This window comes from Pedobacter polysacchareus, from assembly GCF_019802255.1.
GTDB lineage: Bacteria > Bacteroidota > Bacteroidia > Sphingobacteriales > Sphingobacteriaceae > Pedobacter > Pedobacter polysacchareus.
This window is the reverse complement of record NZ_JAHYSS010000001.1, coordinates 24,462-45,995: the sequence shown is the minus strand read 5'-3', so window position 1 is coordinate 45,995 and position 21,534 is coordinate 24,462. Positions and strand designations below refer to the sequence as shown.

Genomic DNA, 21,534 nt, shown 5'->3' with positions numbered 1-21,534 from the left:
AAACGCTGTTAATTTAATTTATAAAGGATTGGGGTATTGTCAGATCCACCGTCTATTCTTAAACCTTTTTTAAGCGTATCTGCAATTGGATCGTATTCATATACATAAATTGCATCTGCTTTAGGATCATTTACTGCGATGTAAGCTTTCCCATCCAGAACAATCGCAGAGCGGGAGTTCAATAAAGGCGGAAAGTCTAATCTTTTGATCACTTTTTGTGCGTTTACATCTACGACAAGGTATTCCCACATGTCAGCATACCACCAGTCGTCTTTTTCTTTTACTCTGTTTTTAGCATCTTTTGCATTCGCAAGAATGGCTTTTCCGTTTCCAACATAACATACGCCCAATTGGTTATCACCATTTGTCAGGGCAGAAATATTGAAGAAATAATTCGGGTCAAAAGTATCAGTTCCAGCTTTAATTCTAAAGAAACCAGTAGGCATATTTGGCTTATTACCACCTAACATCGGCATAGGATGTGTCAATAGGTAGTCATTACCATTGTCCACAAACTGACCGAAGTAACCATTTCTTAGCGGACCTGCAGGAGCAGAACGACCGTCTTTGCTGGTTACTTTAAAATTAGCTAAAGATGGAAGGTCCATCGATGCCAGGTAAGACTCGTCAGTGGTCAATTGGGTCACTTCATTGTATAATCCATAACCGATCATCACTTTATTTCCACTGGTAAATGCCGAATAAACTCTTCTGCTATGTCCTGCAGGAACACTTGGGAGGTCAAATTCACCACTTTTTACGATCGTCATGCTGCTCACATTGATAATTGCATATAGGTTACTTCCTCTTGGGCCAAACATCACCTGATTATTATCCAGCCATAAAGACCAGCCTACATACGGACTGGGGAAGGCAGTAAAAGGAATTTCGCCTTCTTTCGTTAACTTACCATCCTGGTATAAATGCTTGCTGAATCTTCCTGTTGGGTTTAGGAAATAGAAATATCTTCCCTTTTGAATGATGTTTTCTCCCCAGGTGAAGATCTGTGAAACATCAATCCCGCTTCCTTTCGGGCTTACTTTTCCTTCCGTTAATGAGTTGATATTTAACAGGTAGCTGTCGTCACCAACAGAATAGATCACGGCATATTCGCCGTTTACTTTTTCGTCAGTAGTGCCACCTTTATTGTCTTTTTTGCAGGCAGAGAGGCCAGAGATAAAGACCAATGCTGTGGCCAGAACCAATAGTCTTGTTTTAATTGTAGTAAACATGTTCATAGATTATATTTATTTTAATTGAATTGCGAAATGGCGTAGCGTAATTTGATGAAGAATGAAGTGCCTGGTTTTTGCAGTTTAAACTTATCGTAAGCGATCACATTTGTTAAGTTTCTGCTTTCCAGCGATACATTGTATCGGCCTTTGTGCATAGAATAAGTCAGGGTAGCATTGTGTACAAACTGACGAGGGATATATGCTTTGGTGGTTTTATCACCTAGTTTAGACCAGGTCACAGAGTAGTCATTGATAAATTGGGTAAACCAGTTAAATTGAACTCTGGTGTCTTTACCAACAAGATTGTCTTTTCCAATGCTGAAATCTGCATTTCCATATAACCAAGGCTCATTAGGTACCCTACTGAGGTAAAGTATGTTTTCGCGCACAGCTCCTTTTTCATATTGCTGTCTGTTCACTGCACTTTGATAAGTCATGTTGACCAGTACAGAGAATAGGTTGTTGTAATCATAGCGAACCTCTGTTTCAAATCCCCTAATGATAATTCCGTCAGTATTACTATACTCTGCATAACTGCCGTCGTTACTGGCTGCAGATTTCCCTGTTGAGATGTAATCATTTGCATCGCGATAATAGCCGGATGCTTCAGCCCAGATCTTTCCTTTTCCTATTCTTTTGTCGAAAAACAGCCCGAGGTTATAGTTATTACTGCTCTCTGGTTTTAAATTCGGATTCCCTCTCACCACTTCCCGATCACCGTATAATTCTACCAGGCCAGGTAATCTGTAAGCATGTTCATAAGAGGCTTTCATCCCGATCACAGGGCTGAATCTAAAGCTGGAAGCTATTCCATAGCCATAATACTGCTTATTATTGCTGGTGCCATTGCCATCTTTATCATAAGTTTTTCCACTTAGACCGTACATTTTCCCGAAGAAATTGTTCGTCAGCTTGCCATTAAATACCTGTTGCTGATAGCTAAGTCCTGTAATGTTTTTATTTAAGCGGTTAGACTTATCGTAAGAGTGGTTGTAAGGGTCGATCTCATTGTAACTTTCTCTATAAGAACTGTTGTAGTTGTTGTTCAGATTGATCATGTGATTTTGGGAAATCATATAGCCCAGGTTCAGTTGTGCCAGAATGTTATTACCGGTAAAATGGGCAATAGATTTTTTTTCTCCAGACAGCTCACTTCCCAGACTTCCATTTGTACCTCTAGGCTTTGAGCTGCCGTCCCAAAAGAATTCATTCCCGCTGGTGTCGGTCAGGATATTTTTATTGGCAGAATAGTTGGCAAATACACTTGCCGATAATCCTTTGATCAACAGGTTTTCTTTGCGGTAACGAATAGATGGAATGATGTTATAACCATCACTTGTTACCTTACCAATCACTTTTTCCTGAGTTGCACCAGTTTGTCTTTGTTTATAATTGGAAGTATAAGTCACTCCAGCTACAAATACATCTGCCCATTTTTTATTAGAAATACCGGCTTCCACCTGTCCCATAAAAGATTCATAATTGTCATGGAAACGGCGGAGTTTCTCTACCTGCTCATAACCACCATTTTTTGGAATTTCGATCAGCGCATTGGCTGATGGATTGTTATACATGTAATAATTATTGTCGGAATAGTTGTAATACGAGCTTACATTGGTCGTAATCCCAGTTTTATCATCGGTAAAACTTCCTGTTAAGCCTGCACGATGGGTATTAAAGGAACCCGCACTGTAACTGAGGTCAAGAGATTTCCCTTTATTCTTTTTGGTGATGATATTTACTGCACCACCCAAAGCATCTGAGCCCAGGTAAGCAGGAACCACTCCTTTATACACTTCTACACGTTCTGCAAGATTTACAGGGAAGTTATTGAGCGTCATACCGCTTCCATAAGATTCCATAGGGATCCCATCAATAAAGAACTTAATGTGTCCTCCTGATAAACCGTTAATGGAGAATTCGAAGTCCGAACCCAAACCGCCTTGTTCTCTCACCTTCACACCGGCAGAACGGTTCAGGATCTGATTCAGGTCGTTGGTGGTGTTCGCATATTGTTTTAAGTCGATTGAATTCACAGCGAAACCAGCTTCTTTAGCCTTGCGTGATTCTGTTTTTCCAGAAATCGAAACGTCATTTAAATTATTTTGGGCTTCTTTCATGGAGAAATTCAAGAGCAGATCCTGATTTTCTTTGATGCTGACCTTTTGCTCTATCTTTTTAAAACCGATAGCGCTAATCTGTATAGTATAGTTTCCGGCGGCTAAGCCAGTCAGGTCATACTTGCCTTTCTGATCGGTAGCCTGGGTTCTGTTGATGGGGAATAGCCTGACTGTGGCGGTGGATATGCCCTCTTTTTGATCGTCAGACACCTGTCCTTTGATGCTGCTCTTGTTTAATTTCTGTCCTTGCACACAAAATACGCTAGCGCATAATATGCCCATTAGCAAGATTTTCTTAATTTGCATTACTTTTAGATGTTTCGATTTAGGAGTAACCCTATCTTAGGGTTTTGGGTCATACAGGTACGAACTGTATGGCCCTCTATATACTAATTAGCACAAGTCGCACTTTTCCCCTACGCTATTTAGAATATTTTTAAATAAGCTTTTTTTGTTTAGTTTTTTAACCTGTTGATGCGAAAAATGGCGCCTTTAATCAGGAGTCCTTTTTTAAGCGTCGCATCTTTGCGGTTGTACTGCCAGATCTGGCTGTTTCCGTCTTGCTGGTAAACGGAGATATAGGCGAAATCATCATCCCATATCGTATTAAAGATCCACTCTAACTGAACGTCAGGAAGATCGAGTTTTGTTCTCTTTTGGTTTTTCAGGTCTAACAGCACATAATTTGCCACCCGGTTGATCATGTAATTTTCGAAACTATGCACCTTATTTAAAGAAACTACACTCGTTAGGGCTAGTCCATCCCCAAGATTCTGCAGCGTATAAGCTTCTTCCTGGCTGCCATCGGCGATTTGAAAATTATAAGCAGGATCAAATATATTTTTTTTGGTGTCTATTTTCAAGATAGAAGAAGGCGTGCCTTTTCGGTTCCCTGTTCTACCTCCAGGTTGTCCTAAAACATAAACCTGATCTTGAAAAACCATGGAATTGGGCGCTAATATTGCGTAAGAACCGGGCCAGGTAGTTCGATCATCCTTTGCAGTGTTTTGCAATTCCAATTCCGGGTAACTGAATTGTGCCATGTACATTGTGTCCTCACAGGGTACAATATGTTCTCTCATCATACCCTTTTGAAAAGTATAACTCACAAAAAGCTTATGATTGACCAATTGTCCGGATACCCCTACATAATTATTTTCCAAAGCAGTCTCCGGGACATTTAAGCGGCCTTGCCGATTAATTTTCATGGCATCCAGATCAATCTCCAGGTAATTGAATTTATGGTGATTCACGGTACCAATCAGAATGGTATGTGGATTTACCCAGTTTACCCAAGACATGTAGGGCTCCCAGGGAATGTCTTTCATGGAAATCTTTGCCACCGCTCTGATTCCTTTTTCACCTATTTGATAGGCAACAAAAGCCTTTTGCTCTTGGTCCATTACAAAATACCTGGAGTCTTTTTGAGCCAGAATAAATCCGTTGAAATTAACTGCTGTTCTTGGCCCGATCTCCTGAGTATCCATTAAAGAGTTAACCGTAGTCAGGTAAGCCTTGTTTTCCAGGCTGTCATAGCTGAGCAGGCCATAATTATAACCCAGATCTTTAGTGCTGTGCTGACAAGCAGACAAAGATAAAAGCACAGCAAATCCGAATAAAACACTAAAAAAAAGTGGTTTTAACCCAGGAAAACTCAATGGTCTGAAGTCTGGGACAAGGGCTTGCCTGAACTTAAGGAAACGCAGGTATTTTGAGCCAGGGAGATTCATACGTTTTGATGGGGAGGAGTTCAAAGTAAAAATTAAAGATCGAATTGTTGTTGCATGTTCATAGCCATGGCAGGAGGTATGTCGTTCATACTCTGCCGATCCACCATGATAATCTCCTCAAACTTAAAGTTTAAGTAACTTAAAAAATAGGAATGTCCTTTACGAAGGCACATCTTTTTTACTTCGTCTTTATGGTTTTGAACTGTAATGTGCTGGTCTTCAGAAGAACGATTGCTCAGCATTACCGATCCTAGAAAATGAAGGTTGATGTTGGCACTGCTCTGCTGGTTGAAACTCGCCTCACTATTTTTTGCCAGCTGTACCACGATGCCATTAAAGTTGTTTTCCGAATGAGCAGACTGATCCTCATAGCGGTATACCTGCGACTGCTGCAATTCTGGGCCACTATGAAATAAAAAAGAAAGGTAAAGGACACAAAATAAACTGGCCGCAATACCAATACCAACAGCCCATGTTCTTTTCCTATCGACCTGAAGACGATGCTGCTCGTTTTTCTTCAATATATTGCCCATGATCCGATCCCTAACCGGCTCAATATCCTGATCCAGTTCTTCCAGGTCAGTTTCTGCGGCATCGCCATTGATCCAGTGCTGATATAATTCCCACTCCGCATCAGATGCTTTGCCAGATAAACACTTTTTTAATAAGTCAGGATTCATGGCTTAGTTTTATATATATTATCAATTGCGCTGGCTTTCCCCTATTCATCTTATGTTCTCGGGTATTTTTTAAGACCATTGCGCAGAAATGATAATGCTTTAGTCAATTGATTTTCTACTGTTTTCTCGGATATGGAAAGCCCTAAAGCGATTTCCTTATTGTTCAATCCTCTTTCGCGGCTTAAATTATAAATGTCTTTGCAGCGTTCAGGTAATAAGACCACCAGTTTCTCAATATCCTGTTTCAAGAAATGATACAAAACCTGTTTTTCTGTCCCATGATGAAAAGAAACCTGATCTGCTTTCAGCTCGTTAATCTTACCGGCCTTTCTGAGCTCATCTTTATAGATTCTCGCAATTTTAAAGCGTACCGATCTCACCAGGTAGTGCTCTACCGTTTCCCGTTTTAATACTAAGGTATCTTTGCGCTGCCATAACGAGGTAAATAACTCCTGAACCACTTCTTCTGCTTCAAACTGATCTCCAAGATATTTTAAGGCAATCTGATATAACTTTTTCCAATAGTATTCATACAACTGAAAAAAAGAATTTTCATCAATTATAATCGTTTCGGTAGAATGATATGTGGCTGATTCTGACAAATTAATAGGCGAATGCCTGCAAATATAGAGTTATTTATAACCGATCCAAATAGTTTGCGGTAATGCCGATTTCAGAAAAGAGAATCCGCTTGTAGATTTTTCTTTCTATTTTGTGACATGAAATATATTCTTGGGATCGACATTGGAACGGGAAGTACTAAAGCAGTGGCCTTAAATCTGAATTACGAACCTATCGATTCAGTTCAAAAGCATTACCCTTCATTTTCAACGTTAGCCGGATATGCTGAGCAGGATCCGGTATTGATTTGGGAAGCTTTCCAGCAATGTATTTCAGAAATGAAAAAACGTATGGGCGGGCAGCCAGAAGCAATTGGTTTAAGCAGCGCGATGCACAGCATGATCAGTGTGGACGAAAATGGAAATCCATTGGCGCCAATGATGACCTGGGCAGATGCCAGAAGCTCGGACATCGCCAAGCGCATCTTGGAATCCGAATCAGGAATGGCGCTGTATCAGCAAACCGGAACCCCAATCCATGCGATGTCGCCACTTTGTAAAATCATCTGGTGGCGGGAAAATGAGCCGGAATTATTCAAACGCAGCTATAAATTTATCTCCATCAAAGAATACATCTGGTATCAGTTGTTTAAAGAATTTAAGATAGATCATTCTATTGCTTCTTGCACGGGTTTGTTTGATTGGGAAATACTGGATTGGAGTAAAGAAGCGTTGCTGCTGGCTGGAATTACTCCAGCACATTTATCAGCACCAGTAAGTACTGGGTATCAAAAGAAAAACCAGGAAGGGATTACTTTTGTGGTGGGTGCCAGCGACGGATGCTTAGCAAACCTGGGGAGTGATGCTAATGGAAAAGGTCTGGCGGCATTAACGATTGGAACGAGTGGCGCTGTGCGGATCTCTAGTCCGAAGCCAATTTTCAATACACAGGCGATGACTTTCAGTTATATATTAGACGAACAGACCTATATTTGTGGTGGTCCTGTAAATAATGGGGGGATCGCCTTGCAATGGCTGTTAAAGAATGTACTCGGCAAAACTGAATTGTTAGCGGCGGATTATAAGGCTTTATTCGAAAAGATAAAAACTGCCGAAGCAGGCAGTAAGGGGCTACTTTTTCTACCATACCTTAGCGGGGAGCGGGCTCCAATATGGGATTCCGAGAGCTGTGGAACATTTTTCGGCCTTCAGCTTTCCCATAACCAGGGGCATTTATCCCGGGCAGTCCTGGAGGGAATTTGTTATGCGCTAAATGAAGTCATGCAGGCTATTGCACCAAACCCGGAAATGGTTAAGGAACTTCATGTCAGCGGAGGTTTTGTAAATGCGCGGATATGGATGGAAGTCCTGGCAGACATCTGCGGGAAAGAGATCGTACTGGTTCAAACAGAAGATGCTTCGGCAATCGGAGCAGCCTATCTGGCGGTTAAATCGATTGGTTTATCTCAGGATTATCCAGCATCTAAAGGCGCAAAAGAACGCATTACACCAAATTTAGAAAATCACAAAGTTTATCAGCAGCTGTTTGGTATTTACCAGCAATTGTATCCCTCACTAAAACAGAGCATGCATCAATTGGCAAATTTTAACCACCTGCCAGAAAATAAAGTTATATAAAACAGGAGCTTGCAAAACTCACCTATTTGTTTGATATCGCGCAACTTGTCCGATACCGAACGCTTTTTATTTCCTGAAAATCTGTAATTAATTGAAGTTTAGTTATTTAACTGTGGCATGTCCTTTGGAATGACCAAGAAAATAGATTAAATGGACAAAAATATCGAACAGGCGGTTTTATCAGGTAAAAGAAAGCAGCGTCTGCTGTATGTATTGATAGGGATTGTGCTGGTGGCCGGTGGGATTTTTGTGCTGCGCGCGATCATGAATACCACCGTTTATGCTTCGGAAATTACAACTTCCCTGGTAGATCGTGGAAATATCGAAAACACGATTAATGCTGCGGGAGAAGTGTTGCCAGAGTTTGAAGAAGTAATTAGCAGCCCATTGGCAGCCTCGATTCAGAAAGTATTGCTAGATGGAGGAAGTCAGATTAAAGCCGGGCAGTCTATTCTGACCTTAGATAAATCTGCGGCGCAAATGGATTTTGAAAAATTGAAGTTCCAGCTGGAGTCCAGAAAGAATGACATTCGCAAAATTAAGCTGAATCTGGATAAGAGTTTCTACGACATCAAGTCGAACAACGACATCAAACAATTGCGCATCAACAGCCTGAAAGCTTCTGTAGACAATGCCAAGCGTTTATTAAAAGCAGGAGGGGGAACGCGCGAAGATGTAGAACAAGCAGAGCTGAATTTAAAAGTCGCCCAGCTGGAGAAACAGCAGCTGGAAAACGAAATCAATAGCAAGCAGCAAAGTATGCGCCTGCAAATTAAAGAAGTGGAGCTGGCAGCAAATATTCAGCAAAATGACCTGGAAGTATTGCAGAAGAAACTGCAGCAAGCAGATATTACGGCCAGCAGAAATGGAGTAGTGACCTGGGTCAATAAAAATATTGGTGCAGCAGTACAGCCGGGGGAGGTGCTCGCCAGAATCGCAGACCTTTCCAGCTTTAAGGTAAAGGGCACAATTTCTGATCAGCACCTGAATCTTTTAAAAAATGGGATGACCGCCATTATCCGTATCGGAGATCAGCAAGTACGTGGGAAAGTCGTAAATATCTACCCTGCCGTACAGAATGCAACAGTCTCATTTGACATCAAACCGGATAGCAGTCACCATAAGCTCTTCCGACCAAATTTAAAAGCAGATGTTTTTCTGGTAACCGACGAACACCAGCAGGTGTTACGGGTGAGTAATGGCCCTGCTTTCCGCGGTACACCTTCGCAATATATTTATGTGTTAAAAGACGGAGTGGCGACCAGAAAAATCGCGCAGATTGGCCTGAGCAATTTCGATTTCGTGGAGCTGAAAGACCAGGTGAAAGAAGGCGATATGGTGATCATTTCCGACATGAGTTCTTTTAAAAATAGCAGTCAAATCACCATAAAGAAATAAGGAAAATGAAGACTAGAGCCCACTTTTTCCTTATCGTATCGCTTTGCACAGCGATCGTATTTTCTTCAAAAATGGCTTCGGCACAAGCTGCTGATACACTGAGATTGGCATTAACAGAAGTAGTGGCCATGGCAAAGGAGCAATCTATTGCTTCAAAGCAGGCGGCAACTTTAAAAGAAACCCGGTATTGGGAATTTATGACTTACAAATCCAATTACCAGCCGCAGCTCTCTTTAAAAGGGATATTGCCGGGCTATAGTAAATCCTCTGTTTCCGTGCAGCAGCCGGATGGAACGATAGATTTCCGGTCGGTACACAACAACAATTCTTCCCTTGATTTATCATTTAGTCAGCGGATCTCACAAACTGGCGGAACCATTTATGGCACTACGTCATTGCAGCGCTTTGATGATTTTGACCGGAACAATACGCTGTATAACGGCGTCCCTTATGGTGTTGGTTTGGTACAGCCACTATTCCAATTTAATTCTTTAAAATGGGACCGCAGAATTGAACCCTTAAAATACAATGAAAGTCAGCAGGCTTATATTGAAAGTATGGAGCAGATTTCTATCAATGCCAGCACGTATTTCTTTGACCTGCTGCTCGCTCAGGTAGATCTGCAAATCGCAGAAACAAATTTGAGCAATACCAACGCTATCCAGAAAATTGCAGACACCAAATTTGAAATGGGAAAAGTCTCCAAAAATGAGATACTCCAACTGCAATTGGAAGCCCTAAAAGCAGAAAAAGCAGTAGGAATTGCTAAACGCGATATGGAAATGGCAACCTATAATCTTAAAGCTTATACGGGTTTGCAAAACACAGATAAGATCAGACTTTCTTTGCCAAAATCTACGGTGGCGATGACTGTGGTCACGGAGAAAGCATTATCGGAAGCTTTTCAAAACCGATCAGATGCCATTGCTTTCGGCCGTAAGCTGGAAGAAGCCAAGCGCGATGTAGCGAAAGCAAAAGGTGATAACGGGATCAATGCCACGGTAAATGCGAACCTGGGTTTTGCAAAAAGCGGCAGAAGTATCGGCAGTGTCTATCAAAATCCTAAAGACCAGCAGCTGCTGGAACTGGCTATAGAAATCCCCATTCTGGATTGGGGCCGACAAAAATCAAGGAAGAAGACAGCCATGGCCAATCAGCAATTCACACAATATGCCGTGGCTCAGGATAAGCAGAATTTTATACAAAAAATCATCACAGAAGTAAACCTGTTTGAGATGATGAAGGGGCAGTTAGTACTCAATGCTCGTGCAGAGCAGATTGCTGCTGAAAAATATCAGATCGCCAAAGAACGCTATGTGCTTGGTGATTTGAGCATCACAGACCTGAGCATCGCTTTTCAGGAAAACGATCAGGCAAAACGCGATTATATCAATTCTTTACGTGATTTTTGGGGCGCCTATTACCAGTTGCGTTTCTTGTCACTTTTCGATTTTGAGAAGAATGAGAAAATAAAACTATAACCTTATATAGCTATGATACAATTAAAAAATATTGAAAAAGTATACCGTACGGATACTGTAGAAACGCAGGCTTTAAACAACATCAACCTTAAGGTGGATAAAGGGGAGTTCTTGTCCATTATGGGCCCTTCAGGCTGTGGCAAAAGTACATTACTTAACCTGATGGGCTTATTAGATGCCCCTTCAAAAGGAGATATACTGATCGGTAATCAGCAAACCTTATCCTTAAACGACCGTAAACTGGCGAACTTCAGGAACAGCAAGATTGGTTTTATTTTCCAGAGTTATCATTTGATCAATGACTTGCAGGTAGTCGATAATGTGGAATTACCTTTATTATACCGCAATTCAAGTGCTAAAGAAAGAAGAATGCTGGCCATTGCAGCATTAGAAAAGGTAGGGTTAAGTAACCGGATTCACCATTTTCCAACGCAATTGTCTGGCGGACAAAAACAGCGGGTAGCCATTGCCAGAGCAATTGTGGGCAGGCCCGAAATTATCCTTGCCGATGAGCCCACAGGAAATCTGGACAGTGCCATGGGGAATGAAATCATGAACATTCTTTTGGAATTGAATCGGGTAGATGGAACCACCATCGTGATGGTGACCCATGATCCGAATATGGCGCAGCGTACACATCGCTTATTGCGTTTGTTTGATGGTTCACAAGTACAATAAGGGGGATAGCTATGTTTAAAAATTACTTTAAAATCGCCATTGCGGTGTTGAAAAGAAGGAAGTTTTTCACCTTCATCAGTTTGTTTGGTATCAGCCTTACCCTGACCACCCTGATTGTGCTGAGTGCTTTTATGGAGGCAATGATCAGCCCAAACTACCCGGATGTAAACCGATCCAGGGAATTGTTTATCAAATCTTTGAAATTGGAATCTCTGAAAGGCGATTACTCCATGTCGGGCTCAGTGAGTTTCTATTTTATCAACGATTTTGTAACTAAGATGAAAACGCCGGAAAAGATGGCTCTACACTCCTACCGGAGTACCACTAATGCTTATCCGAACAATAGGAAATTAGAATTAGACATCATGCATACTGATGTGAATTTTTGGGAGGTTTATCAATTCAAATTTCTGGAAGGTAAGCCTTTTAATGAGGAGGAATTGAAAAATGCGGCGCAGGTGGCTGTGATTTCTAAGCATTTCAGTAACCAATACTTTGGGGAAGATGCGCCTGCAATCGGAAAATACCTGGAAGTCAACAATGAGAAATATAAGGTGATTGGAATCGTTAAAACCGTTCCTTCTACGGTTACTTACGTACATTCTGATGTGTACCTTCCTTATACCCTGGCTAGGTCTGGCTTAAAAGGGACAAATTTAATGGGGAGCTACCTGGTGACTTTATTGGCCAAATCAGCCGCTGACCTGCCTGCAATTCAAGCAGAATATCAGCAGCTATTAAAAAAGGTGCCGCATAATGAAAAGGGACAGGATATATTGACCGGTCTTGCTGATAATTATCTGGACAGCTTTACAAAATATTATTTCGGAGTTACTGAAGGATCAGCGACAGATCGGTTTTACCTTTTAATTGGAGCTGTTGTCTTTCTGTTTTTATTACTGCCTACGATCAACCTGATGAATATCAATGTGAGCAGAATTATGGAGCGTTCTTCAGAAATTGGTGTAAGAAAAGCTTTCGGTGCCTCCAGCAGAACATTGATCGGGCAGTTTCTTATAGAGAACATGATCCTGACGGTTTTGGGAGCCATTATTGGCTTGCTGCTATCGGTGGTAATGATCCATATGCTAAACTCCAGTGGCATTATCGCCAATATGAACATGCAAATTAACTTCCGCGTATTGTGTTACAGCCTACTCGCCTGCCTGGTATTCGGCCTGATGTCTGGTGTTTACCCCGCCTGGAGAATGTCTAAACTAAATGTTGTTACTGCTTTAAAAGCCAATAATTAAAAAATAAAAGATATGTTAAAGCACCTATTCAAACTGATCTGGAATAAAAAGAAAGAGAACTTTCTGCTCATCTCAGAGATCCTGATTTCCTTTATGGTCATCTTCGCTGTTTTCACGTTATTGGTTTACAATTACCAAATCTATAAGATCCCAAGTGGTTTAGATGATGAATCAGTTTGGTCTGTGGATTTGGGAGGCCTCAAAGTAAGTAAACATAAAGATTCTGTAGGGATGCTTCAGGAAGATTTAAGAACGATGCTCAAAGGGGAATCTGGCATAAAATCAATGACTTTTACCAGCGGCAATGTTCCTTTTTCAGACACCTATATCAACACTACAGTTAGGTATAAAGATAAAGAGCAGGTTACTGAAATTTTTAATGTGGAGGATTCTTATAAGGAAGTTCTTCGTGTCAGTATGATCAATGGAAGGTGGTTTGATGCTCAGGACAATGCTACTGCTATAGTGCCAGTAGTGCTGAATGAAGCGGCAAAACTCAAATTGTTTGGCAATACTGTCGCCATTGGGAAAGTAATTGATAAAGATAACCAGCAGCTAAAAGTAATCGGTGTAGTTCAGAACCTGAAAGATAAAAGCGATTTTAAGGCCACGGAGCCGGCAATTTATACCCGTATTGATACTGGAAATATCAATTGGATGAATAAAATGCTGATCCGGGTAGCACCAGGAATGGGGGCTGCTTTTGAAGGTAAAATTTATAAAGCAATCGCCTCACAGATAAAAAGCACCAATCTGGAGATCAAAGACCTATCGGATATGAAGGTGGAGAAAAATAAAGAAATTACCGTTCCAATTGTGATATTTTTCATAGTAGCTGGCTTTTTAATCATCAATGTTGCGCTGGGTATTTTCGGTGTGCTTTGGTACAACATCAATAAGAGAAGGGCCGAAATTGGATTGAGAAGGGCAATAGGCGCGACTGCAGGTTCAGTCTCCGGGCAATTGGTAGGTGAAGCATTGGTGATCGCCACCTTTTCATTAATCATCGGATCTTTCTTTGCCGTACAATTTCCACTACTGGATGTTTTCGACCTACCCGCTTCCGTATATTTGCTGGCACAGCTTTTTGCCATTCTATTTATTTACCTGCTGGTGATCATTTGTGCTTTATATCCGGGCAAACAGGCGGCGTCAATTTATCCTGCTGTTGCTTTACATGAAGAATAAAGATATTTTTGATTTAGCCTTACCTATACAATACTTAGCCGATGATCCTGATAATTGATGATGATATAGGCGTTCGTACTTCACTGATGCTTTTGCTGGAGCAAAAATCCTATCCAGTCAGGTCCGCAGTAAATGCTGCGGAGGGGATCGCGCTGCTCAAAAATGAAGCCATCTCCTTAGTGATTCTGGACCTCAATTTTTCAATTGATACTTCCGGTAAAGAAGGAATGGCCTTGCTCAAAGAGATCAGAACCATGAAGCCGCTTTTGCCAGTAGTTTTGATCACGGGCTGGGCAAGCATAGATCTGGCTGTTCAGGGCATGAAACTCGGGGCAAATGATTTCATCAATAAACCCTGGAATAATGAACACCTGCTGCAATCGATAAAAACGCTGATCAGTTTAAAGGATCAGGAGGCAAAACATCAGGAGCATAGCCATCCAGCGAGCAGGAAACAACTAGATAGTGCTTATGATTTTCAGTCGATTGTTGCCGCAGATCAGCAGATGCTGGAGCTATTGGAAATTGCAGGTAGGGTAGCAGAAACCGATGCCTCCGTATTGATTACGGGCGAAAGTGGTACCGGTAAAGAGCTGATCGCAGAAGCCGTTCATCAAAATAGCCTGCGTAGAAACAGGCCGTTTATTAAAGTGAATCTGGGTGGGATTTCTACCTCTTTGTTTGAAAGTGAGATGTTCGGACACGTAAGAGGTGCTTTTACCGATGCGAGAAACGACAGGATTGGCAGGTTTGAAATGGCCAATAAGGGCACTATATTTTTAGATGAAATCGGAGATCTCGATGCCAGCAGTCAGGTGAAACTGCTGCGGGTATTACAAGACCGCAGCTATGAAGTTTTAGGGAGCAGCCGTACAAAAATGGTAGATGTACGTGTAATCTGTGCCACCAATAAGAACCTGGCAGAAATGGTAGAAAAAGGGACTTTTAGAGAAGACCTGCTGTACCGTATCAACCTGATCACTTTAAAACTTCCACCTTTAAGAGACAGAGCGAAAGATATTCCATTGCTGCTGAACTTCATGATGGACAATATGAGACAGCTTTACCATAGACCAGATCTTCAGGTAAGTCCGGCAGCGGTAAAATGGCTGCAGAAATTGCCATTACCAGGAAATATCCGACAGCTGAAAAATATGGTGGAAAGATCGGTATTGGTGAGTAGAACAAATCTTTTAGAGATTGCAGATTTCAGTAGTCAGCTGGAAAAACAACCTGTATTACAAGTATCAAAGCTCCCGGATGTAGGCGCAATGACATTGGAAGAAACTGAAATTCTGATGATCAAACGCGCTTTAGAATTCCACCAGAACCGCATTTCTAAAGCAGCACTAGCTTTAGGAATTACCAGAAGCGCCTTATACCGCAGACTGGAGAAATTTAACATTCCTTACGATGAGCGCAATCCCAACGATGAGACTTCGGACTAAATACCTATTATTCGTGTGCATTATACATGCGATCGCCTTGTTTTTAAGCTATTTTGTTTTCGAGAAGAACAAAGTGTATTTCTTGTTGTCAGAAGTACTGATCCTGATTTCTATCTTGATTTCCTGGCAGCTATACAACCAGATGATCCGACCTTTAAACTTATTGGTTCAGGGAGCAGATGCAATTGTTGACCGCGATTTCAACGTTAAATTTGTGAAAACCGGAACACTTGAAATGGATCAATTGATCGAAGTCTATAATCAGATGATTGATCAGTTGAGAAAAGAAAGAACATTGCAGCAGCAGCAGCACTTCTTCTTAGATAAGCTCATTGACCATTCTCCAGTGGGAATCATTATCCTGAACCACGACAATCGAATCCAGATGGTAAATCCAGTGGCTAAAAAAATACTGCATGCCATTCCAATCGAAGGTTGGTTCCTAAAAGACATTATCCATCCCATTATTGACGAAGTCAGCGTGCTGTTAAAGGAAAAGAAACGATCGGCAATCCTGAAAGGAGGAGCAGAGTCCTATAAAATCCAGGTTTCCGAATTTGTAGATCAGGGTTTCCCCCGACATTTTGTGATCATCCAGGAACTGACCAATGAACTCCTCATTGCGGAGAAGCAAGGTTATGGGAAGGTGATCCGTATGATGGCACATGAAGTAAACAATACGATCGGGCCGGTAAACTCTATTCTTGACTCTGCATTGGGGATGGAAACGGAACGAATCGGTAGCAGCAGCCTCGGCAATGCGCTGCAGGTTGCGATAGACCGCAATCAGAACCTGAATATCTTTATGCGGAACCTTGCCGATCTGGTTCGTTTACCAGAACCTGATAAAGAGTACATGGATCTCCATGAATTGATTTATTCAGTGGCCACCTTATGGACGGAAAGAGCCAGAGTGCAAAACATCAGCTTTGAATTTAACCTGCATCAGGTGCCTTTAATCATCTTGGCAGACCAGCTGCAACTCGAGCAGGTACTGATCAATATCGTTAAAAATGCAATAGAAGCAATTGGAACTAAGCCTCAGGGTGTCATTACTTTTATCACCGAGAACGAACCAAAAAGATTGCGCATCATCGACAATGGGAAAGGAATTTCTACGGAAACATCAGCTTATTTATTTAGCCCGTTTTTTAGTACTAAAGCAGATGGGCAAGGTATCGGACTCACCCTAATCAAGGATGTACTCCTCAAACATAATTTCCCTTTTCATCTGTCTGATCATGAGCAAGCAGGGGCGGAATTTTCTATAAACTTTTCATAATTTGCCATGTGTGACTGATTTTATTCCTAGAAATCCATAAAACATAAATTAATAATTAGCATTAGATAGGCCGGTAAAAACCGACCTATCCTTGTTTTAAAGGGGTTTTCTTCCAGTGTAAAAAACCTCCTGAAAATATATTTTAAAATTCTTTGGTAAAAATCTCTTGCGCTCTGCACTTGTAGCTATAACCAAAGACAAACCAGAATGAAATACGCCGCTTACGCTGTAGAAGACTTTTTAACCGAAGATACTTTCCTGAACTATTGTTTAGGAAATGACCAGAAGGCGGTGTTATATTGGGAGCATATTAGAAACACGTACCCGGAATTAGAAGACCGAATCCTAAAAGCAAGAACGCTGTTTTTCTTACTGGCTGTAAAAGTAGATCCTTTAGAAAAACAACAGGAATTGAATAAGCTGAAAATGGCGATCGATCGCCTGGAAGAAAACAGCCCAGCAGCAGTTCCAATACACGAAATAGAAAGCCCGGAGCCGATCATAAGAAAACTCTGGTTCCAAACCAAAACTTCATGGATAACTGTGGCCGCAGCAATTGTCATTGCTATCGGTACTTATGCCCTGCTGGATAAAAAGGAATATGGAACCACTATTCCTGCACTTGCGGCAAGCAGCCAGCGCATCACCATTAAAACCGCCTATAACGAACGTAAAACCATCACCCTAACCGATGGCAGTAAAGTAACCATCAACGGACTGACGGAATTAAAACTGGATCCGAATTATAATGAGGACAACAGGATTCTCTGGTTAAGCGGAGAAGCCTTTTTTGAAGTCGCCAAAGACAAAGAAAAACCTTTCATCGTAATCACAGGAAAAACCGCGACCACTGCACTCGGTACCTCTTTTAAAATCAATAACTACAGTAGAAGAAATGAAACTTCTGTAATGCTGAACACCGGAAAAGTAAGTGTGGGTACGATCGTCAATCAGCAGGTAAAAGAAGAATTGGTCTTGTCGCCGGGTGAACAGGTAGACATCAGCGCTGATGCCGGTAAATTAGTGAAAACAACATTTAACCGCCAGAAAATCGACGACTGGAACAACCGCAATCTCGTCTTCTCCAAAGCTTCTCTTCAAGAGATCAAATCCTTGTTAAGAGAAACTTACGGAATAGAAATTACGGCTAAAAATGAACCTAAAAAGCCGATCGCCTTTACCGGGAAATTCTATGGAAAAGGCCTCACCGAAGTGCTGAGTGCCATCGGTTTCTCTAACCATTTTACCTATGTCATTAACGGAGATCGTGTAGAACTCAGCTTCGTAGAATAAGCAACCAACAATAACCAAATAAACTAACCTTTAACCAGCATGAACAAAAACTTACCATGTTATTACTATTTCTATGGCCTTTTATTTAAAGTATGCCTGTGTTTTATATGCATTGTTTCCTTATCAGGATTTGCACAATCGAAAGATAAAGTCTATTCTTTTAAATGGAAACAAGCCACCTTATTAACTGCTTTTAAACAGATTGAGAAAGAAGCAAATGTGCATTTTTCTTACAACCCATTAGATCTGGATGAAACGGCTAAAATTAACCTGACCGCCGATAAATGGAAGATCAATCAGGTACTTGATGCGATTTCTCAGCAGATCGATATTCGCTATCAGATCAATGGGGAAACCATTATGGTACGGTCTAATAAAGACAAACCAGTGTCAAGAAGAGAATTTAACCTGAGCGGAAAAGTAACTGATGCGGGAAATAGCCCAATGCCGGGTGTAGCTGTCTCCAATAAAGCGACCGGAAAAAATACGATGACCAATGGTGATGGCTTATTTACTATTACCGCAAGTAAGGGAGATGTTATTCATTTTAAAATGATCGGCTTCCAATTGGTTAGCATCACAGCAAACGACCTCGATAAAAACATCAATGTGGTGCTGAAAGAAGAAGTGACTGAACTTCGGGAAGCAGTAGTCACGGCATTGGGGATCAAAAGAGAAGAGCGTTCTCTGGGTTATGCGGTATCACAGGTGGATGGTGAAGAACTTAAAAAAGCCCGTGAAACCAATGTGATCAATTCATTGGCAGGTAAAGTACCCGGTCTGATCATCAATAGTACCGCTGGTGGACCTGCAGGTTCCTCCCGTGTCATCATCAGGGGAAATACCAGCATCACCGGAAATAACCAGCCTTTATATGTCGTAGACGGAATCCCGATGGACAATTCCAACTACGGACAAGCAGGTGGAAAAGACAATCCAGGAGGTGTAGATTTTGGCGATGCCATCTCGGCGATCAACCCGGATGATGTAGATAAGATCAGTATCCTGAAAGGCCCTTCCGCTTCCGCATTATATGGTTCCAGAGCCGCAAATGGCGTTGTCCTGATCACTATGAAAAAGGGAAAAGGAGACAAAGGACTGGGGATAGAATTTAACAGCACTTCCACATTGGAAAATCAGCTGACTACTTTTGATGGGTATCAAACGCAGTACGGACAGGGGAATAACCAATTACTGAATCTGACACCTGACCAGGCGAGAACGAGTTTACGCCAGAACTTCGGACCTAAAATTGATCCGGGATTGATGACCGCCTCTTTTGATGGCATCGACAGACCTTATGCACTGGTAAAAGATAACATCAGTAATTTCTTCAGAACAGGATCAACCTTTACCAATACCATTTCCTTTTCGAACTCCAATGACATTTCCTCTTTCCGCTTATCGGCCTCCGATTTGAGAAATAATGATATTGTGCCGGAGTCTAAAATGAGAAGGAACTCCTTCACCTTTAATGGAACTTCAAAATTCGGAGCTAAACTGACGATGGAAGCCAGGGCATTCTATATGAATGAGAATGTGAACAATAGACCAGCATTGGCAGATGATGCTTCCAATATTGGAAACAGCTTTATCGGATTGGCAAATACACTTGACCAAAGCATGTTTAAAAATGCCTATAAAACGGCAACCGGTGATTACCTGGAATGGGGAGGTGGTGTATACAACATCAATCCTTACTGGATCATCAACGAAATGAAAAATACCACCAGTAAAAACAGGTTCATGGGTTCCATCCAGTTGAACTATAATATCCTGGATTGGTTAAATTTACAAGGAAGGGTGGCCACGGATCAAATGGACATGGACTATCAAAAGTTTGCTCCACCAAGCACACCAAGAAGTATCACCGGTCAGCTGGACTTGCTAGACCGTAACTTTACCACCACTGAAGCCGATGTTTTATTGACGGCCCAAAAACAGGTGACCAAAGATTTACACCTGTCTGCCAGATTAGGTGGAAGTATTTCCAGAGTCAGCAATAAGGGGGAGGCCATGACTTTCACTAATATGACCGTGAGAGATGTGGTGACGCCAAATAGTTTTGCCGATAAATCCATCATCCCTACTCATTACAGAAAACACCTGAATTCGGTGTACGGATTATTGAGCGCAGGCTATAAAAGCTACCTGTACCTGGATGCAAGTGTGCGCCAGGATGCTTCTTCAACCTTGCCAGTACAGAACAACAGCTATACTTATCCATCAGTAGCCACCAGTTTCGTGTTTTCTGATGCGTTTAAAATCGACAACAGCATTCTTTCTTTCGGTAAATTAAGACTATCCGCCGCAGAAGTAGGTAATGATACCGATCCTTATCAGCTGGACCTTTATTATGGATTGAATCCATTGTCTTTCAATGGCGGGTCACAAGGTGGAATCTCCGGGGATATTCTGCCCAATAAAAACCTTAAACCTACCCGCACCCGCTCTTACGAGATGGGTACAGAACTCCGTTTTTTAGGCAATAGAATCGGATTGGATGTGACTGTATATACTCAAAAATCAAGGGATCAGATCAATAAAGTACCTGCACCAATCTCTTCCGGCTTTGCCTACCAGATTGTCAATGCAGGGGTGATCTCCAATAAAGGGATCGAGGTGATGCTGAATACCAAACCAATCGTTGGTAGAGATTTTAACTGGGACTTGAGTGTCAATTTTGCCAGAAATGTGAATCAGGTAGAATCATTGGCAGATGGAATTCCTTACCTCAGTCTTTCGGATGCCAGATGGTTAGGTGTATCTATTGTAGCGATGCCTGGTGCAGCTTATGGCTCCATCCTCGCCTATAAAGAACAAAGAGATCCAAATGGCAATGTGATTTTAGATCCTGAAAAATCCTTGACGCCAAAAAGAAATACCTACCGTGAAGTAATTGGAAAGGGAACTTACAGCTGGACCGGCGGGATGTCCAGTGTGATGAATTATAAAAACTTCGGCTTAAACTTCGTAGTCGATGTAAAACAAGGGGCCGATCTTTTCTCTATGACCAATCTGTTTGCTGCGGTTAGGGGCAGCCTCAATACCACGCTTGAAGGTAGAGAAGAATGGATTAAGTCGGAAGAGGAAAGACTAACGGCCGGAAAAACCTTTGCCCAATGGACCGCAGATGGTAAGGTAAGGGGATATGTGCCGAAAGGAGTTGTAAAAACAGGGACAGACGAAAACCCAATATATGTAGAGAATACACAGGCCGTAGACCCTGCCCTGTACTGGGGATATGTTTATCCTAGCGATAGCGGTGTTGGAAAGCCTTACGTATACGATGCGACGTATGTAAAGATGAGAGAGATTACCCTGAGCTATAGAGTGCCTGCGTCCTTTTCTTCCAGACTCGGACTAAAAGATATTCAGGTAGCCGTAGTGAGCAGAAATCCATTCATCATTTATAAAAACGTACCCAATGTAGACCCGGATTCTAATTACAGCAATGGAAATGGCCAGGGGCTCGAATATGGATCCCTGCCAACAAGAAGAAGCTGGGGCTTTAACCTAAACTTCAGATTTTAATTCAAATCATACGAAC

The 21,534-nt window shown here is 41.7% G+C and carries 15 protein-coding genes; 10 read left to right on the top strand and 5 right to left on the bottom strand.

Annotation, left to right across the window (positions count from 1 at the left end; translation table 11 throughout):
- Positions 1–8 precede the first annotated feature (8 nt).
- The 5 genes from K7X70_RS00200 to K7X70_RS00180 all read right to left on the bottom strand — a co-directional run bounded on the left by K7X70_RS00200 (position 9) and on the right by K7X70_RS00180 (position 6,367).
- Complete coding sequence (locus tag K7X70_RS00200; protein WP_222535197.1) at positions 9–1,232, bottom strand: DUF4374 domain-containing protein; 1,224 nt, start codon at positions 1,230–1,232, stop codon at positions 9–11.
- Positions 1,233–1,252: 20 nt separating this feature from the next.
- The gene (locus K7X70_RS00195; protein ID WP_255606842.1) at positions 1,253–3,661 is read right to left on the bottom strand and encodes a TonB-dependent receptor; all 2,409 of its coding nucleotides are present in this window, start codon (positions 3,659–3,661) and stop codon (positions 1,253–1,255) included.
- 149 nt (positions 3,662–3,810) lie between these two features.
- Entirely contained in the window at positions 3,811–5,085 is a 1,275-nt protein-coding gene (locus K7X70_RS00190) for a DUF4374 domain-containing protein (RefSeq protein ID WP_222535196.1), read from the bottom strand.
- A 32-nt stretch (positions 5,086–5,117) separates the two neighbouring features.
- Positions 5,118–5,765: a hypothetical protein gene (locus K7X70_RS00185; protein ID WP_222535195.1), complete on the bottom strand. Its 648-nt coding sequence runs from the start codon at positions 5,763–5,765 to the stop codon at positions 5,118–5,120.
- 50 nt (positions 5,766–5,815) lie between these two features.
- On the bottom strand, positions 5,816–6,367 hold the full coding sequence (locus K7X70_RS00180) for an RNA polymerase sigma-70 factor (RefSeq protein WP_255606841.1): 552 nt from the start codon (positions 6,365–6,367) through the stop codon (positions 5,816–5,818).
- A gap of 117 nt (positions 6,368–6,484) precedes the next feature.
- On the opposite strand from K7X70_RS00180, the gene K7X70_RS00175 reads away from it, so the two are divergent.
- From K7X70_RS00175 to K7X70_RS00130, 10 genes are all read left to right on the top strand, one after another.
- Entirely contained in the window at positions 6,485–7,963 is a 1,479-nt protein-coding gene (locus tag K7X70_RS00175) for a gluconokinase (RefSeq protein WP_222535193.1), read from the top strand.
- 150 nt (positions 7,964–8,113) lie between these two features.
- Positions 8,114–9,361 carry an efflux RND transporter periplasmic adaptor subunit gene (locus K7X70_RS00170; RefSeq protein WP_222535192.1) on the top strand — a complete coding sequence of 416 codons (1,248 nt, stop codon included), beginning with the start codon at positions 8,114–8,116 and terminating at the stop codon, positions 9,359–9,361.
- Positions 9,362–9,366: 5 nt separating this feature from the next.
- A complete protein-coding gene (locus K7X70_RS00165; protein WP_222535191.1) occupies positions 9,367–10,842 on the top strand; it encodes a TolC family protein in 1,476 nt (491 codons plus the stop codon).
- 12 nt (positions 10,843–10,854) lie between these two features.
- Positions 10,855–11,520 (top strand): ABC transporter ATP-binding protein, encoded by a 666-nt coding sequence (locus K7X70_RS00160; protein ID WP_222535190.1) that lies wholly within the window; start codon positions 10,855–10,857, stop codon positions 11,518–11,520.
- Positions 11,521–11,531: 11 nt separating this feature from the next.
- Positions 11,532–12,773, top strand: coding sequence for an ABC transporter permease (locus K7X70_RS00155; RefSeq protein WP_222535189.1), 1,242 nt, complete (start codon positions 11,532–11,534; stop codon positions 12,771–12,773).
- Between the two features lie 12 nt (positions 12,774–12,785).
- Positions 12,786–13,961: an ABC transporter permease gene (locus K7X70_RS00150; protein ID WP_222535188.1), complete on the top strand. Its 1,176-nt coding sequence runs from the start codon at positions 12,786–12,788 to the stop codon at positions 13,959–13,961.
- Between the two features lie 41 nt (positions 13,962–14,002).
- Complete coding sequence (locus tag K7X70_RS00145; RefSeq protein ID WP_222535187.1) at positions 14,003–15,409, top strand: sigma-54-dependent transcriptional regulator; 1,407 nt, start codon at positions 14,003–14,005, stop codon at positions 15,407–15,409.
- Entirely contained in the window at positions 15,375–16,691 is a 1,317-nt protein-coding gene (locus K7X70_RS00140) for a sensor histidine kinase (protein WP_255606839.1), read from the top strand. The genes K7X70_RS00145 and K7X70_RS00140 overlap by 35 nt, the downstream gene beginning before the upstream one ends.
- A gap of 207 nt (positions 16,692–16,898) precedes the next feature.
- A complete protein-coding gene (locus K7X70_RS00135; protein ID WP_222535186.1) occupies positions 16,899–17,984 on the top strand; it encodes a FecR family protein in 1,086 nt (361 codons plus the stop codon).
- 39 nt (positions 17,985–18,023) lie between these two features.
- The gene (locus K7X70_RS00130; protein ID WP_222535185.1) at positions 18,024–21,518 is read left to right on the top strand and encodes a SusC/RagA family TonB-linked outer membrane protein; all 3,495 of its coding nucleotides are present in this window, start codon (positions 18,024–18,026) and stop codon (positions 21,516–21,518) included.
- Positions 21,519–21,534 lie beyond the last annotated feature (16 nt).